At 72.5% G+C, this 13,130-nt stretch carries 11 protein-coding genes; 3 read left to right on the top strand and 8 right to left on the bottom strand.

Annotation, left to right across the window (positions count from 1 at the left end):
* Nucleotides 1-123 precede the first annotated feature (123 nt).
* Nucleotides 124-1,044: a lytic polysaccharide monooxygenase gene (locus QFZ75_RS04270; protein ID WP_307533921.1), complete on the top strand. Its 921-nt coding sequence runs from the start codon at nt 124-126 to the stop codon at nt 1,042-1,044.
* 115 nt (nt 1,045-1,159) lie between these two features.
* The gene (locus QFZ75_RS04275; RefSeq protein ID WP_307533922.1) at nt 1,160-2,080 is read left to right on the top strand and encodes a squalene/phytoene synthase family protein; all 921 of its coding nucleotides are present in this window, start codon (nt 1,160-1,162) and stop codon (nt 2,078-2,080) included.
* Nucleotides 2,081-2,391: 311 nt separating this feature from the next.
* Here the strand turns inward: QFZ75_RS04275 and QFZ75_RS04280 are convergent, their stop codons facing one another.
* From QFZ75_RS04280 to pflB, 8 genes are all read right to left on the bottom strand, one after another.
* Nucleotides 2,392-3,009 carry a sigma-70 family RNA polymerase sigma factor gene (locus QFZ75_RS04280; protein WP_307533923.1) on the bottom strand — a complete coding sequence of 206 codons (618 nt, stop codon included), beginning with the start codon at nt 3,007-3,009 and terminating at the stop codon, nt 2,392-2,394.
* 185 nt (nt 3,010-3,194) lie between these two features.
* Entirely contained in the window at nt 3,195-3,938 is a 744-nt protein-coding gene (locus QFZ75_RS04285) for a hypothetical protein (RefSeq protein WP_307533924.1), read from the bottom strand.
* A gap of 360 nt (nt 3,939-4,298) precedes the next feature.
* Complete coding sequence (locus QFZ75_RS04290; RefSeq protein WP_307533925.1) at nt 4,299-6,680, bottom strand: glycoside hydrolase family 65 protein; 2,382 nt, start codon at nt 6,678-6,680, stop codon at nt 4,299-4,301.
* The gene (locus QFZ75_RS04295) at nt 6,677-7,453 is read right to left on the bottom strand and encodes an HAD family phosphatase (protein WP_307533926.1); all 777 of its coding nucleotides are present in this window, start codon (nt 7,451-7,453) and stop codon (nt 6,677-6,679) included. The genes QFZ75_RS04290 and QFZ75_RS04295 overlap by 4 nt, the downstream gene beginning before the upstream one ends.
* 145 nt (nt 7,454-7,598) lie before the next feature.
* Nucleotides 7,599-8,006 carry a universal stress protein gene (locus QFZ75_RS04300; protein WP_307533927.1) on the bottom strand — a complete coding sequence of 136 codons (408 nt, stop codon included), beginning with the start codon at nt 8,004-8,006 and terminating at the stop codon, nt 7,599-7,601.
* Nucleotides 7,991-8,515 carry a universal stress protein gene (locus QFZ75_RS04305; RefSeq protein ID WP_307533928.1) on the bottom strand — a complete coding sequence of 175 codons (525 nt, stop codon included), beginning with the start codon at nt 8,513-8,515 and terminating at the stop codon, nt 7,991-7,993. The genes QFZ75_RS04300 and QFZ75_RS04305 overlap by 16 nt, the downstream gene beginning before the upstream one ends.
* A gap of 142 nt (nt 8,516-8,657) precedes the next feature.
* Nucleotides 8,658-9,389: a pyruvate formate-lyase-activating protein gene (pflA, locus tag QFZ75_RS04310; RefSeq protein WP_307533929.1), complete on the bottom strand. Its 732-nt coding sequence runs from the start codon at nt 9,387-9,389 to the stop codon at nt 8,658-8,660.
* Nucleotides 9,386-11,656 carry a formate C-acetyltransferase gene (pflB, locus tag QFZ75_RS04315; protein ID WP_307533932.1) on the bottom strand — a complete coding sequence of 757 codons (2,271 nt, stop codon included), beginning with the start codon at nt 11,654-11,656 and terminating at the stop codon, nt 9,386-9,388. Before pflB ends, pflA begins: the two co-directional genes overlap by 4 nt.
* Before the next feature lie 235 nt (nt 11,657-11,891).
* Here pflB and QFZ75_RS04320 point away from each other — a divergent pair, with 235 nt between their 5' ends.
* On the top strand, nt 11,892-12,902 hold the full coding sequence (locus QFZ75_RS04320) for an ABC transporter permease (RefSeq protein WP_307533934.1): 1,011 nt from the start codon (nt 11,892-11,894) through the stop codon (nt 12,900-12,902).
* Nucleotides 12,903-13,130: the final 228 nt, after the last annotated feature.

Consider the following 13,130-nt stretch of genomic DNA (forward strand, 5'->3'; position numbering starts at 1 on the left):
CGTTCGTGGAGGCCGGGCCGGCCGTGGTCAGGTACGGGGGGAGTTGAACGCCCTTCGCGCCTCTCCCGTACTTGAGGGGCAGCGGGGCTTCCCCCGCCCGCCGCGCCAGGAGGATCCCCGCCCATGACGACCGCACCCCGCACCGCAGCCCGCGTCGTTCTCGCCGGGGCGGCCCCGCTCCTGCTCGTGACGGGGGCCGCCGGACTCGCCGCCGCGCACGGGGCGCCGACGGATCCGGTCAGCCGGGCGGCGGCCTGCTCCCCCGCGGGCGGACAACTGGCACGGTCGGCGGCCTGCCGGGCCGCCGCCGCCTCCGGTGTCGCCGCCTTCGACAACCTGCGGCTGGCGGGCGTGAACGGCCGGGACCGGCAGGTCGTGCCCGACGGCAAGCTGTGCAGCGCCGGTCTCGCCGCCTACCGGGGCCTCGACCTGCCCCGTACCGACTGGCCCTCGACCCGGCTGAAGGCCGGGGCGGACATGACGCTCACCTACCGGTCGACGATCCCGCACACCGGCACCTTCAAGCTGTTCCTCACGAAGGACGGCTACGACCCGGCGAAGCCGCTCACCTGGTCCGACCTGGCCTCCCGGCCCTTCGCGACGGCCACCGACCCGGCGCTGGTGAACGGCGCCTACCGGATCAGCGCCACGCTGCCGTCCGACCGCACCGGACGCCACCTGCTGTACACGGTCTGGCAGAACACGAGCACACCGGACACGTACTACTCGTGCTCGGACGTGGTCTTCCCCGCGGCGAAGAAGAGCACCGGGTCCGCCGGGTCCGCGGCGCCGGCCACCCCCGCGGCGTCGCCGACGAAGCCCGCCGCGACGAAGTCCACGGCGGCCCCCACCCCCTCGAAGTCCCCGGCCGGCGTCACGGGCACGCCCGTGGAGCCCACCCGGACCCTGACCAGCGCGCCCGGCGAGACGGTCTCCTCCCCCACCGAGGGCGACCGGGCCCCGGCCCTGCCCCTCGTCGCGGGCGGCGCGGCGGGCCTGCTGATCACGGCGGGCGCCGCGTACACCCTGCGCCGGCGGCGCTGACACGCCGGACCTGCCGACCGTCGAAGATCCCTCCACTGATAGCCTGCGTCGCTCCGGCAGTGCGGATCGGTGGTAGGGACCGGCACTGCAGCATGGCGGTCTCAGGGAGTGGAACGTGCGGACCTGGCGAAGGAACCTGGAAGCGGCCGGGGTGAGCCAGGGGGCGCTGCGCGACGACTACGGAAAGGCCGCGCGGTTCATGCGCCGCCGGGAGCCCGCCGGCTATCTCGCGGTGCGCCTGATGGTGCCCGGGGCCCATCAGCCGCACGCGCTCGCCGGGTACGCGTTCGCGTCGTACACCGACGACCTCTGCGACCGGGGCACGGTCGAGGAACGCGTCCGGCGCTACGACGTCTGGAGCGCGCAGGTGCGTACGGCCCTGGGTTCGGGCAGCGCCGGGCATCCGCTGCTGCGGGCGTTCCTGCACACCGCGGCCGACCGCGAACTGCCGCACCGGTGGGTCGAGTCGTATCTGGACGGGGCGCGGATCGACCTCGACTTCGCCGGGTTCGCCACCGAGGACGACTACCAGCGGTACGTGGAGCAGCTCACCTGGCCGTTCCTGATGATCACCACGGGGCTGGCCCACCAGGGCGGCGGCAGCGCCGAGTTCGCGGCGGGCTGCCGGCTGTTCGCCGACGCGGCCCAGCGGACGGACATCCTCACCGACCTGCACGAGGACCTGCGCGAGGGGCGCCTGTACCTGCCCGCCGGCGACCTCGACCGGTACGGGGTCACGCGCGAGGACCTCGAACGGGGCCGCGACCTGCCCGGGGTACGCGCGCTGATCGCGGCCACCGCCGCCACCGCACGCGCCACGCTCCGGGAGGCGGACGTCCTGCTGGACCACTGCCTTGACGACCACCGCCGCCTGATGCGCTTCGTCCTGGACCTGCACCACCAGCGCCTGGACACGGTCACGGCGAAGGGCGCCTCGATCACCCGCCGCCCGGTCAGGGACCGCCCGCTGCGCTGCCTGCGTCTCCTGGCCCACCACTCCCCGTCCCGCAGCGCCGAACGCGCACCTGTCGGCTAGCGGCGCCCTCCGGAGTGGTCGATGGCCTCCTCCACGGCGCGGCGGTCCTCGGCGCCGTCCCGTCCGCGAGCGGGGCGGTCTGTCGGGAATCGGTCATGCTCGACCTTCCTGGTCGCGTCGAACCGTCCTACGGGACACGGCGGTTGCCGCCGTGTCGCTCCAGGAGTCGGCCGCGTGGCGTTGGGTTCCGAGGCGCCACGATGACGTACGCCACACCGGGTCCTCCATCGCCTCGGGCGCCCCCGCGGTTCGGAAACCGGGTGGACGGCTGCCGCCCGGAGAACGAACCGGGCGGCAGCCGAGTACCTCCGTCAGGCGGCTGCGGCTGCGGCAACGGCGGGCGGTATGCAGCGCTCGGCTTCGTCCAGTGCTTCGATCAGCGCGTTCCGGGCGCGCGCGACGCGCGAACGGACCGTTCCGATGGCGCAGTCGCCGACGCCGGCCGCCTCCGCGTACGGCAGTCCCACCAGTTGGGTGAGCACGAAGGCTTCGCGGCGCTCGTCCGGGAGCGCGTCCAGCAGGTCGACGAGGGCGACGCCTTCGTCGAAGCCCGGCAGACCGCGCGGCTGTGAACGCTCGGCGGCCGACTGCCAGTCGTGCGCGTCCGTCAGGCGTGGACGCGAGGTGGCGTAGCGGATGCTGTCGATCACCGCGCGCCGCGCGATGGCCATCAGCCAGGTCCGGCCCGAGGAACGGCCTTCGAACAGATGCAGGCTGCCCAGGGCGCGCAGAAACGTGTCCTGGGCCAGGTCCTCGGCGCTCTGCGGGTCGGCGCCGAGGAACCGTACGTAGCGGCGGACATCCGAATGCAGGGCGCGGACGAACAGGTCGAAGGCGTCGGGGTCACCGCCGCGGGCGGCGAGCGCCCAGGCCGTGATCGAGTCGTCTCTCGTCTCTTCGCGTGCCGCGGACGGGACAGGGGTGATCACCTGGTGTTGCTCCTTCTCGGGAATCCAGGGAGACCGGCCGTCCGCGCCTGCCCGCGCGTGGTGGCGGGGCGGCGCGGCGTGACCGGTGAAGGGAGGGACGGCCGCGTACGGACATACGCGGCCGATGCCCGGGGCCGTCCAGGGAGCGGACGGCTCCATGGACGGCCCCGGGAAACCAGCTGTCGTCAGGCGACAGCGGTCCCTTCGGGCGGTCCCCGAGAAGTGACCGTGCGGGTGAGGAGGAGTTGCCGCAGCACGTGCCCCGCGTGGCGGCGGCGGGCGCGCAGACGTGGCCGGTGCGGTGGCGTGGGCAGCCGGAGGATCAGCCGCAACGGGACGACGGCCCAGCCGGCGAGGGTCCGCAGGATGCTGAAGGCGGCCCGCTCGCCGTACGCGAGCCACAGACCGCACAGCAGAGCGGCCAGCAGGTGAGCGGCGAGCATGCCGGTCGAGGAGAGGCCGCCCGTCCCGTGGTGGAGGGAATCCGCGGCTCCCATGGGGTCCATGGAGTGCATGGACCCCATGTCGTGGTCCATGGAGCCCATGGACGTCGGCATCACGGTGTGTTCCGAGCCCGTACCCGGACCCGAGCCCTGGCCCGGGTGCGAACGGCACAGCAGTACGTCGATCCATCGCCGGACGAGCGAACCGCTGCCGGACGACTCCGGCTGCACGACCACCTGGGCGAGCGAGAACGACGAGTGCAGTGCCGTCTGCGCCGCGACCACGGCGGAGCCGACCGGAACCGGCCCGCGCTCCCGGCCCGCCAGCAGCCAGGCCGCACCTCCGGTGACCGACGTCGCCGCGACCATGGACCACCAGGGCACCGCGGTCCCCGACATCAGGACGTGGCCCAGGGAGGCGAGCAGCACGCAGACGGCCGCGAACACAGCGGCCCTGAACGCGCGAGAACACCGCCCTGCAGTCATGGCGCCCTCATCCTCGCAGTCCGGAGATCACGCGTCACGGGAAGGTACGGAAAAGACCGGGGCACCCGCCTCAAAGCATGCCCTGTGATCCACGGCACACGACCCGGCCGCCCGCGCGGCCGGGACATCGAGAACAGCCGTACCTCCCAAGAGGCGTGCGCCAGAGCGGGGACTTCGGTTCAGCGCACCCGAACGGCCGTGCCTGAGCCGGTTGTTGCGTCTGGCCCGGAAGACAGGTGGCAGGCGCCGTGAGACCGATGCGGGACCGAACCCGGGAGTCGGTCCGCCGAAGCGGCCCGCGAGGAGCCGCTTCGCGGTCCGCTCCGCACGGTACGGCCTCGAAGCCGCGAGCCGTGCCCCTCAGCCGGGCAGTGTCAGACGGCACGTCTCCCCCGGTTGCACCGAGACCGCGCGGTCCGGGAGCCGCACGTCGATGGGCAGCCTGTCGGACGAGGGCACCGTGATGTCCAGACCGCCCCGTTCCATACGCAGCCGCACACCCCAGTGTCCCCGGTAGCGCAGGGCGAAGCTGTAGGAGGACAGTTCCGGCAGCGGCACCGGGTCGAGCCACAGTGCGCCTCGGCGGGTCTCCAGCCCGGTGAGCCCGCGCTGGACGAGGTCGAGGGTGCCGGCCATGGCGCCCAGGTGGATCCCCTCGCCCGTGGTGCCGCCCTGCAGGTCGGCGATGTCGCCCCGCAGCGCCTCCTGGCAGAACGTCCACGCCTCGGTGCGCCGGTCCCGGGCCAGCACCCAGCCGTGGACCAGACCGCTGAGGGTCGAGCCGTGACTCGTACGGCTCAGGTAGTGGTCGACCGTGCGCCGCCAGACGGTCTCGTCGAGCCGGTGGCCCAGGCGGCTGAAGAGTGCCTGCAGCTCGGAAGGGGAGAAGAGGTAGCCGAGCATCAGGACGTCGGCCTGCTTCGACGCCTGGTAGCGGTTGACGGAGTCGCCCTCCGCCTCCAGGATCCGGTCCAGCCGGCGGATGTCGCCGTACCGCTTGCGGTAGCCGTCCCAGTCGAGTTCGTCGAGGGTTCCGTACCCCTCGAACTGGCTGATCACGCCGTCGTGGAAGGGCACGTGAAGGGTGCGGGACACGTCCTCCCACAGTTCGATCTCGCCACCGTCCAGGGCCGTCCGCTCGACGAGTTCCCGTCGGCGCGGCTCCGGCAGGTTCTCCAGCACTTCGAGGGCGCGGGTGAGGACCCAGGCGGCGGTGACGTTCGTGTACGCGTTGTCGTCGAGCCCTGGCTTCTCGGCGCCGGGATAGGCGTCGTGGTACTCGTCGGGCCCGACCACGCCCAGGATGCGGTGCCGCCCCAGGTTCTCGTCGTACGTGGCCGAGTCCGCCCAGAAGCGGGCGATCTGCAGGAGCATCTCGGCGCCCTTGGTGTGCAGGAACTCGGCGTCCCCGCTCGCCTCGCAGTACTGCCACACGTTGTACGCCACGGCCGATCCGACGTGGTGCTGGAGCCGGGAGTGGTCGGGCAGCCAGCGTCCGGAACGGGGGTTGAGGTGCAGCTCCTGGGTCTCCTCCCGGCCGTCGCTGCCACTCTGCCAGGGGTAGAGCGCTCCCGTGCGGCCGACCGCGCGGGCAGCGGCGCAGGCCGCTTCGAGACGCCGGTGCCGGTACCGGAGCAACGCGCGGGACACCTCGGGGAAGTGCAGGTTGAGGTACGGCAGGACGAACAGTTCGTCCCAGAAGATGTGCCCCCGGTAGGCCTCGCCGTGCAGCCCCCGGGCCGGCACGCCCACGTCCAGGTCGGCGGTGTGCGGGGAGAGGGTCTGCAGCACGTGGAAGAGGTGCAGCCGCAGGATGGCGCCCGCCTCACCGGGCACGTCCAGTTCGGCCCGGCGCCACAGCTGGTCCCAGGCCGTGATGTGGGACTCCAGCAGGTCGTCGAACCCGGGCGCCCCCGCCACCCGGTCGATCGCGGCCCGCAACGGGTCGCTGATGGCCGGATCACGCGAGGTGTGCAGGGCGACGATCTTGTCGACGGTCACCGTGCGGCCGGGAGACAGGTGCAGGAGTGTGCGCTGCGTGGCGCTCAGGGACGTGTGCCGGATCGACACGGGCGCGTCCGCGACGAGGCGGGCCGCCATGCCGATGCGGATGTCCGACGTACGGGTACGGCAGCGCAGCCAGACCGTGTCCGGACCGGCGGTATCGGTCTGCACATGGGTCAGGTGGCGGCCGTCGAGGTCCTGGTAGCGCGCCACGCCCGCGTTGGTGACGGCGCCGTCGAGTGCCGCCTCCACCTCGAGGTCGCCGGAGAAGCCGTCCGCCGTGAACTCGGTGCGCAACGCGGCCGTGTGCGGGTCGGCCATGTGCACGAGGCGCAGCTGGCGCACCACGAAGGTGCGGCCGTCGCCGGCGGCGTACCGCGTCCGGCGTTCCAGCAGTCCGGAGGAGAGGTGCAGGACCTGGCTGTGGTCGAACAGGGCCGCGGTGTCCGGGGTGAACCAGGGGCCGGGGCCCTTCTCGCTCCGCAGGCGGAAGCGGAGCGGCAGCCAGTTCGGCAGGTTGACCATGTCCTCGTTCTCGACCCGGTGTCCCGCCACGTCGGACGTGAGCCGGTTGTAGCAGCCGGCCGCGTACGTACCCGGATAGTGCACGTCGTCCGCCGCGCACTCGGGCAGGGCCCCACGGGTGGCGAGGTAGCCGTTGCCCAGCGTGCACAACGACTCCCTGAGCCGCTCGTCGGCGGGGTCGTAGCCCTCGTACTCCCAGGTCCGGTCCGTCACTGTGCCGCCCCCGCCTCGATCAGCTCGCCGAGGTCCCCGACGACGATGTGGGCACCGTGCCGCAGAAGGTCCTGCCGGGTTCCCGGACCGGCCGTGCGGTCCACTCCGACGACCAGGGCGAACCCGCCCCGGCGGCCCGCCTCCACCCCCGCCAGGGCGTCCTCGGCCACGGCGGTGTGCCGGGCCGGTACCCCGAGCCGGCGGGCCGCTTCCAGGAACAGGGCGGGATGCGGCTTGCCCGGCAGGTCCAGCCGGGCCGCCTCCGCGCCGTCGACCAGGGTGTCGAAGAGGTCGAGCACTCCTGCGCGGGTGAGGAGCTCGCCCGCGTGGCGGGACGCGGACGCGGCGGCCAGGGGCGTCCCCTTGCGGCGCAGTGCGCGCAGCAGGCGTACGGTCCCCGGGTAGGCGTCGATGCCGTGCTCGCGGAGCCGGTCGGTGTACAGCCTCTCCTTGTCGGCGGCCACCTCCCGCACCGTCTCGGCGGACGGATCGAGACCGCGTGAGACCAGAAAGGCCGCCGCCCCGTCGAGACGGGACTTGCCGTCCACGTACCGCAGGTAGTCGTCCCGTTCGTCGAAGGGCCGCCGTTGGCCGGGGTCCTCGGGAGGACGGGCGCGCAGGAAGGCGTCGAAGGCCGTCTTCCAGGCGGCGGCGTGCACCCGGGCGGAGTCGGTGATCACCCCGTCGGTGTCGAGGACGACGGCCCGGATGTCCCGCAGAACGGGTGCGAGGGCGTCCCGGGGCTTCCCGGCCCGGGCGGACGAGGGGTTCATGACCGTCCCGATCCTGGTCCGCCGCCGGCGCCCGGTTCGGTGCCGGGGCGGCCGGGCTCGTTGCTGTGGAGTGTGGCGGTCATACATGCTCCTGGAGGGTGGGAGGCGAGAAGAGCCGGTCCTTGTCCACTGCGCGCTTCCACGGTCACGCCTGTCGTGGCACGATCGCCACCGGGCAGTCGGCGTGGTGGAGCAGTATGTGACCCACGGGCCCGAGCCGGAGACCGAGGTGGCCGTTCCTGCGCCGTACGCCGACGACGATCATGTCCGCCCCCGCCGAGCGCCGCAGGAGGACCCTGCGGGCCGGCCCCTCGGCCGTGGCCTTGGGTACCGGCACCCCCGCGTGGTCCGCGATGCCGTCGCGAACGACCGCGTGGAGCGTCGCCGCGGCCCGTTCCCTGTGACGGCGCTCGGGTTCGCCGGCCATGTCCAGGTGGTCGATGCCCTCGTACGCGGGACAGCGCCAGGCCGTGGCGGCCTCGTCCACCGCCCGGTCCGCTGCGCGCAGGCCGGCCTGCGATCCGTGGGCGCCCACGATCAGGGGCAGGTCCATGGTGGCCACCGCCTTCCGCGCGGTCCGGGACAGCTCTTCACGAGCAGGGGGACCGACTTCACCGTGGCACCGGTGTCCGTCGGGCGGGAGAGACGGTTCGGCCCTTGACCGGGACGTTCGGCACCGTCCTGACAGACGGTGCCCGAGGCGGGGACCGGTGGCTTGCCACCTCCTGCGATGCCGCGGGAGCCGAGGACCAGGAGCTCCGCCGCCTTCGCCACTTCGGACAGTATCTCGGCGGCCTGGCCCGGAGCCTGTTCCACGACGACCTCGACCCCGGGGTGACGTGACCGGACGCCGTCCGCCGTATCCCGCGGAATGCGCTCGGTCCAGTGCTGGTGCGTCTCGGCGCCGGGCACGGGGGCTTGGACCATGGGCTGCGGGACCGGCTCCCAGACGTTGAAGATCTTCAGCGAACACCCGCGCAGTTTCGCCTCTCGGGCCGCCCATTCGACGGCTGCCCGGCTCTCGGGGGAACCGTCGAGGCCTACGGTGACGGTGCGCGTCATGACATGTACCTCCTTGAAGGGGGACCTGGTTCCAGACTCGCGGCCGGGACGGCCGTGACGCAGGGGCCGCAGGTCCCCGAAGGGGCCCGACCGGCCCTACGGGTGAGCCGGTGCCGAGGTGTCGCTGCCGACCGGCGGGCCGTCAGTGGGCCGCCAGCCCGTGTTCCCGGAACTGGCCACGGACCCGCTCGGTCAGTGCCGCGTCCGGGACGGGGGTGCCACTCAGCGGGAAGGGGATCCGCAGGGCTTCGTACTTCGCCGCGCCGAGCCGGTGGAACGGCAGTACGTCCACGCGGTCGACGTTGTCGAGGCCGGCGGCGAAGCGGGCGAGGCCGTCGACCGCTTCGGGTTCGTCGGTCCAGCCGGGGACAAGGACGTACCGGAGCCAGACACGGATGCCGAGACGGTCCAGCCGCGTGGCGAAGCTGAGCGTGGGGGCGAGTTCACCGCCCGTCAGTTCCCGGTACGTGCCCACCTCGAAGGCCTTGATGTCCAGGAGCACCAGGTCGGTGTCGGCGAGGAGTTCGTCCGTGGCACGGGCACCGAGGAACCCGGAGGTGTCGAGCGCGGTGTGCAGCCCGGCCTGCTTGCAGCGGCGCAGGACCGCACCCGTGAAGGCGGGTTGCAGCAACGGCTCGCCGCCGGTGAGCGTCACCCCTCCCCCGGCCGTCGAGATGAATCCCCGGTACTTGTCGATCTCTGTCATCATCTCGTCGACGGTGGCCTCCCGGCCGTCCCGCATGTGCCAGGTGTCGGGGTTGGCGCAGTACAGGCAGCGCAGCGGGCAGCCGCTGGTGAAGAGGACGAACCGGGTCCCGGGACCGTCCACACCGGTGGACAGGTCCCAGGAGTGGATCCGGCCAGTGATGCTCATCGGGCGTCGTGGAAGGTACGGCTGATCACGTCGAGCTGCTGCTCGCGGGTCAGGCGGACGAAGTTGACGGCGTATCCGGAGACCCGGATCGTCAGCTCGGGGTACTTGTCCGGGTGCTCCATCGCGTCCTCCAGGGTCGCCCGGTCCAGGACGTTGACGTTCATGTGGAAGCCGCCGGAAGCCGTGTAGGCGTCGAGGATGCCCACCAGGTGGCCGGCCCGTTCGGCGGGCACGTGCCCCAGGCCTTCCGGCGTGATCGTCGTAGTCAGCGAGATGCCGTCGCGGGCCTGCTCGTAGGGCAGTTTGGCCACCGACAGTGCGGAGGCGGCCACGCCGTGCCGGTCGCGTCCGTTCATGGGGTTGGCGCCGGGCGCGAAGGGCCGGCCGGCGCGGCGGCCGTCGGGGGTGTTGCCGGTGTGCTTGCCGTAGACGACGTTCGAGGTGATGGTCAGCACCGACTGGGTATGTTCGGCGTTCCGATAGGTGGGGTGCTCGCGCACCTTGGCCATGAACGACTCGACCAGTGCGACGGCCATGGCGTCGGCGCGGTCGTCGTTGTTGCCGTAGGCCGGCCAGTCCCCCTCGGTCTCGTAGTCGACGGCCAGCCCGGTGGCGTCGCGGATCACCTTGACCCGGCCATACCTGACGGCGGACAGGCTGTCGGTGACGACGGACAGGCCGGCGATGCCGCAGGCCATGAAGCGGTGCACCGGGTGGTCGTGCAGGGCCATCTCGATGCGCTCGTAGGCGTACTTGTCGTGCATGAAGTGGATGACGTTCAGCGTGTTGACGTAGACGCCCGCCAGCCAGTCCAGCATCCGGTCGTACGCCGCCGACAACTGCTTGTACTCCAGGTACTCGCCGGTCAGCGCGGGAGCCTCGGGCGCGACCTGCTCACCTGTCACCTCGTCCCGGCCGCCGTTGATCGCGTACAGCAGCGCCTTGGCGAGGTTGACGCGCGCCCCGAAGAACTGCATCTGCCGCCCGACCGCCATCGCCGACACACAGCAGGCGATCGCGGTGTCGTCACCGGTGTGCGGCCGCATCAGCTCGTCGGACTCGTACTGGACGGCGCTGGTGTCGATCGAGACCCGCGCGCAGAACTCCTTGAATCCGGCGGGGAGGCGGGGCGACCAGAGCACGGTGAGATTGGGTTCCGGAGCCGGTCCGAGGTTGTACAGCGTCTGCAGGAAACGGAAGGACGTACGGGTGACCAGTGGCCGTCCGTCGACACCGATGCCGCCGATCGACTCGGTCACCCAGGTCGGGTCGCCGGAGAACAGCGCGTCGTACTCCGGGGTGCGCAGGAACCGGACGATCCGCAGCTTGATCACGAAGTCGTCGATCAGCTCCTGGGCCCGTACCTCGTCGAGCAGACCGTCCTCCAGGTCCCGCCGGAGGAAGACGTCCAGGAACGTGGAGGTGCGGCCGAGCGACATCGCGGCGCCGTTCTGCTCCTTCACCGCGGCCAGGAAGCCGAGGTAGAGCCACTGCACGGCCTCGTGGGCGGTGACGGCCGGGCGGGTCACATCGCAGCCGTAGGTGGCGGCCATCTCCGCCAGTTCACCCAACGCCCTGATCTGCTCCGCCAGTTCCTCGCGGTCCCGGACGACGTCCGAGGTGGACGGTGCGTCGTCCAGCAGGGCGCGCTCGGCCTTCTTGGCCTCGATCAGGCGTGCCGTGCCGTACAGCGCCACCCGCCGGTAGTCCCCGATGATCCGGCCGCGTCCGTAGGCGTCGGGCAGGCCGGTGATGATTCCTGCCTTGCGGGCGGCCCGCATCTCGGGCGTGTAGGCGTCGAAGACACCGTCGTTGTGGGTCTTGCGGTAGGTCCCGAAGACACGGGTGACGAACGGGTCGGCCTGGTAGCCGTACGCCTTCAGGCTGCTCTGCACCATGCGCAGTCCACCGTTGGGCATGATCGCCCGCCTCAGCGGAGCGTCGGTCTGCAGGCCGACGATCAGCTCGCGTTCACGGTCGATGAAGCCCGGCCGGTGCGAGGTGATGGTGGACGGGGTGCCCGGATCCACGTCCAGGACGCCCTTGCGCCGCTCCTCCGGGAACAGCGCGCTGACCTTGTGCCAGACGGCCAGGGTGCGTTCGGTCGGGCCGGCCAGGAACGCCGGGTCGCCTTCGTACGGCGTGTAGTTGGCCTGGATGAAGTCACGTACGTCCATACGGTCACGCCAGCATCCGGCCGAGAAGCCGCGCCAGGCGTCCGGGGATTCCGGGGATACTGTCACCTCGGTCGGGACCACCGACGTCATCACTGCCTCCGTGTCCGTTGGCCATGCCGTCCGCGAGGATCTCGCGGACGCACCTTCATGCACGATGTTCGTCCCCGGACGACGGCACGGACAGGGCCGTCGGGTGGCGCCCGGCGCGCCGTCCGGCCCCATGTGGTCCCCGCGCACGGGGCCGGTACTCCCGCGGCACGGGGCCGTTCGTCCCTTCCTCGCGCTCTCCGCCCGAACGGCGGCTCACCGGGCCGTCACGGGCGCCGTGCTGGGACTCGCCTTCGTGCTACGGGCCGTGGAGGACACCGGCGACGGGACGCTGTCGTGGTTCTCCCCCATCGGCTGGGTCCGGAAGGCCCGGCCCTTCGCCGGTGAGCGCTGGTGGCCCCTGCTCGTCGCGGTCGCCGCCGCGGTCGCGCTCGTCGCCGTGGCCGACGCGCTCTCCGACCGGCGTGACATCGGCGCCGGTCCGGTGACGCCCCGGTCCGGCCCACGGACGGCGGCGCCCGGTCTCGGCCGGCCGCTGGGGCTCGCGCTGCGGCTCCAGCGCGGCGGCCTCGTCGGCTGGAGCGCGGGGGTGTTCCTCACCGGGGCCGCCTACGGCTGGCTCGCCGACGACATCGAGGATCTCGTCGGCGACAACGAAGCGGTGCGGGACGCGATCGCCCCGTACGGCGACGTCGGCCGCACCGATTCCTACCTGGCCCGCTCGATGCTCACGCCGGCCCTCATCGCCTCGGGTTACGCGGTCCAGTCCGTCCTGCGCCTTCGCGGGGAGGAGACCTCGCTCCTGGCCGAACCCGTGCTCGCCACCCTCCTCCCGCGCCACCGGTGGGCCGCCGGCCATCTGATCGTCGCGCCGGGCGGCAGCGTGCTCGTACTCGCCGCGGGGGGTCCGGGCGCCGGCCTCGCGTACGGGATCACCGGCCACGACCTGGGACAGGTGCCCAGGCTCCTCGGTGCCGCGCTGGTCTACGCACCCGCGCTGTGGCCGCTCGTGGGGCTCACGACCGCGCTGTTCGGGCTCGTCCCGCGCGCGGTCGCCGCCGCCTGGGCGGCCGTGGCCTTCTGCCTGGTCATCGGGGTGCTCAGCGAGCTCCTCGACGTCCCGGTGCGCGTCACCGGACTCTCTCCTTTCCAGCACACGCCCCTGCTCCCCGCGGAGGACCTGGCCGTCGCCCCGCTCCTGGCTCTGTCCGCGATCGCCGTCGCCCTGACGGTGCTCGGGCTGATCGATTTCCACCGCCAGGACCTGGGAGGCACGGCCACGATCTGAGCCCTCGCCGCCGTACCTGCGCGAAGACGGCGCCGGCACGCCCGTCCGCCCGCGCAGGATCAGGAACGAGGTCACGAACGCGGTGACCACGACGGCACCTCCGGGGCTGTCGGCCGGTCGGTTCCGTCCGCTCTCCGGCAGCCGGTGTACGCGCCGCCAGGGTCCTCCGGGCCCGGCCGCCGGGGCTGCTGGTCCCCCGGCGGTCCCGGCGGACGCCGGACTCGTCCG

Source organism: Streptomyces sp. V3I8 (genome assembly GCF_030817535.1).
In the GTDB taxonomy this organism is placed as follows: Bacteria; Actinomycetota; Actinomycetes; order Streptomycetales; family Streptomycetaceae; genus Streptomyces.

Bases quoted from the DNA above. Each gene is read 5' to 3' on its own strand.
- QFZ75_RS04270 (WP_307533921.1), top strand. From the start codon at position 124: ATGACGACCGCACCCCGCACCGCAGCCCGCGTCGTTCTCGCCGGGGCG.
- pflA (WP_307533929.1), bottom strand. From the start codon at position 9,389: ATGAGCATCACTGGCCGGATCCACTCCTGGGACCTGTCCACCGGTGTG.
- QFZ75_RS04285 (WP_307533924.1), bottom strand. From the start codon at position 3,938: ATGACTGCAGGGCGGTGTTCTCGCGCGTTCAGGGCCGCTGTGTTCGCG.
- QFZ75_RS04305 (WP_307533928.1), bottom strand. From the start codon at position 8,515: ATGACGCGCACCGTCACCGTAGGCCTCGACGGTTCCCCCGAGAGCCGG.
- pflB (WP_307533932.1), bottom strand. From the start codon at position 11,656: ATGACGTCGGTGGTCCCGACCGAGGTGACAGTATCCCCGGAATCCCCG.
- QFZ75_RS04295 (WP_307533926.1), bottom strand. From the start codon at position 7,453: ATGAACCCCTCGTCCGCCCGGGCCGGGAAGCCCCGGGACGCCCTCGCA.
- QFZ75_RS04300 (WP_307533927.1), bottom strand. From the start codon at position 8,006: ATGGACCTGCCCCTGATCGTGGGCGCCCACGGATCGCAGGCCGGCCTG.